The organism is Microbacterium sp. Bi128 (genome assembly GCF_918698205.1).
The window spans coordinates 1-2,465 of the sequence record NZ_CAKKMM010000751.1 but is presented as its reverse complement, the minus strand read 5'-3'; the positions used below and the strand labels follow the sequence as shown (position 1 = coordinate 2,465).

Here is a 2,465-nt window from a genome sequence, read left to right as displayed (position 1 = left end):
ATCCAACAAAAAGAAAAACTAGGACGGCGGGACATGACCGCCCAAGTCATGCGCATGACACAGGCAAACCGCGATTAGTCCATTCGTGAGTGAAACCCCGTATCATGCTGAAGGCAACATGAACGGAAGAGGGGACGATCATGTCCAGACGGACTACCACGCACCAGCACATCCCGGGGCGCCGCATCGCGCCCGGCCGGGCGCTGGGCGCTTTCCTTGCCGGCCTGGGGCTGATCGCGACGACGTCGTGCGGCCCGGCCCCCGAGCCGGAGTCGGTGTCCAATCCGGTCAAGCTCCTGCAGAGCGTGCGCGTGGGCATGTCCCCGGCCGCCGGGGTCGAGACGATCGAAGGCACCACCATCTCTGTGTCCGCGGCCGGCGACTCTTCTGCAGCGGACACGAAGTACGACGCCGCCCAGGCGGTGGGCGAACTGCCGGTGCGAGTGAGCCTGCAGTACCGGGCCGGCGACAAGTCCGGCTCCGACCTCACCGAGCTTCAAGGCCACACCGGGCCGGTCGAGATCGACCTGACACTGGAGAACCTCACGGTTAAGCCGCGGGTCATCGAATACGATGCCGCGGGCCAAACCCGCTCCGATACCGCCCTCGTGGGCGCCCCGCTGACTATCGCCGCCTCAACGAAGCTCACCGGTGTACGGGCCGACGACGTCACCGCCGGCTCTGCGGACGGCGGAACGGGCACCAACGGCGTCTTGAGCAGCACCGAGGACGGTGCCACCGTGGTGCAGTGGGCCACCGTGCTGGCCCCACCCCGTTCGGGTGCGAGCACCACGCTGCGCCTCGTTGCTGAGGTCAAGGACTTTCAGGTCCCTGCTTTCGACGTGGCGGTCCAGCCGGGCCTTAACACCGACCTCAGCGCGGACGGCGTGCTCGCTGGCGCGTTCTCCTCCGGTGCGGGCTCCGAGATGGGGCTGCAACGCCGCACCATCTCGCTGGTCTCGGACGTCAACACCGTGTTGACCAAGGCCGGATCCACCATCACCGAGGTCCGGCAGAACCTGCAGGAGACCTCTCAGACCCTGGGTGCGAAGACCGCGGGCGAGCTGCGCGATAACTCCACGGCCCTGGCCGCAACCATGGTGGACCTGAAGGAGCAACTGAAGACTCTCGGCGCGGACCTGGAGGCCGCGACGAAGTCAACGCAGTCCACCACCGCGTCCCAGCTGAAGCTGACCGTCGCCGCCGTGGACGCGATGCTGGGCGACACCTCGGCCGTGCCCGCGACGGCTCCCATCAACGGTGACGGCTGCACCGCGGAGGTGCCCAAATCGGGGAAGGCGGCCACGGTCTATTCCAGCATCCAGACCATGGCCTCGCAGCTCGACGCATACGCGAAGGTGAGTGCGGGCTGCCGGGATATCGTGGCGGGCGCCATCAAGGCCACCATGGGCCCCGAGGACCCCACCGCGGAGGAATGCGCGGAGCAGGGCTCGATGACATGCTCCCTTTACGGCTCTGCCGTGACCGTCACCGGCGCGTTGCTGGGCCTGGTGAAGAAGGGCGACGAGCTCGTGGCGGACCTGCAGCCGCAGATGGTCGAGGGCGCGATCAAGGATCAGGAGGCTGCCGCCGTCACGCTGGAGAAGGTGCGCGCCGATTTCGTTGCGGTCCTCGACGGCGCCGAGACCACGGAAGACTACAAGACTGCCCTCGCAAACGTGGAAGAAGCGATCAAGTCCGCCCGGGGCTCCGTCGCCGCGACCCGGGACGCGGCCGCTGCGGTCCGCGGCAGCATCGACGGCCTGCGGCAGAAGCTGGGCGACATCAAGAAGACTGCGCAGGACGCCCGGGGCGAGTTGGGTGACCGCTCGCTGCTGAACGGCTCGATGACGCAGCAAACGCAGCGGCTCGCCGACGAGTTGTGCAAGATGGCCGACGGCGCCTCCCCCCGCGAGGGCCGACTGTCCGCCGAGCAAGCGGAGCGGCTGCGTTCCTACCTGACGTCCGCACCGTGCGAGCCCACGGATGAAAGCGGAAACCCCGCGCAGGAACTGCGCCCGCCGCTGGGGTTCAAGGACCCGCTGGACGATCGGATCCAGGCCCAGACGGCCGCCTGGGACGCGGTCCTGGCGGCCACCGACACCACCGCCCCGGACGAGGAGATCGGCCAGGCGTTCACCACTTTGGGGACGACGATCGACGACATCGAGGCCAAGCTGGACGCCATCAAAGAAGCCACGAAGGCTCTCGACGGCGCCGCCACGGGCGACGTCAACAGCAACAGGCGCGAACTCGCTGCCCTGGACGCCGCGCTTGGTAAGGCGATCGACTCCTCCGGCCGGGTCGGCTCGACGCTCGCGAAGCTCAAGGAGCAGCAGGACGGGCTCGGCGACAAGATAAAGAAGTCCATGCGCGAGGTCTCGGCCGAGACCGCCGCCGAGGTCTACAAGACCGTGGACGAGCAAGTGCGCCGGGTCGCCGAGATCGGCGACGCGGGCTCCGAC

General features: G+C 68.0%; 1 protein-coding gene. It reads left to right on the top strand.

Going from position 1 to position 2,465, the window contains the following annotated elements; genetic code table 11:
* Positions 1-140 precede the first annotated feature (140 nt).
* Positions 141-2,465: hypothetical protein (locus tag LQV45_RS25760; RefSeq protein WP_230009481.1), on the top strand; the 2,325-nt coding region annotated here is incomplete at its 3' end.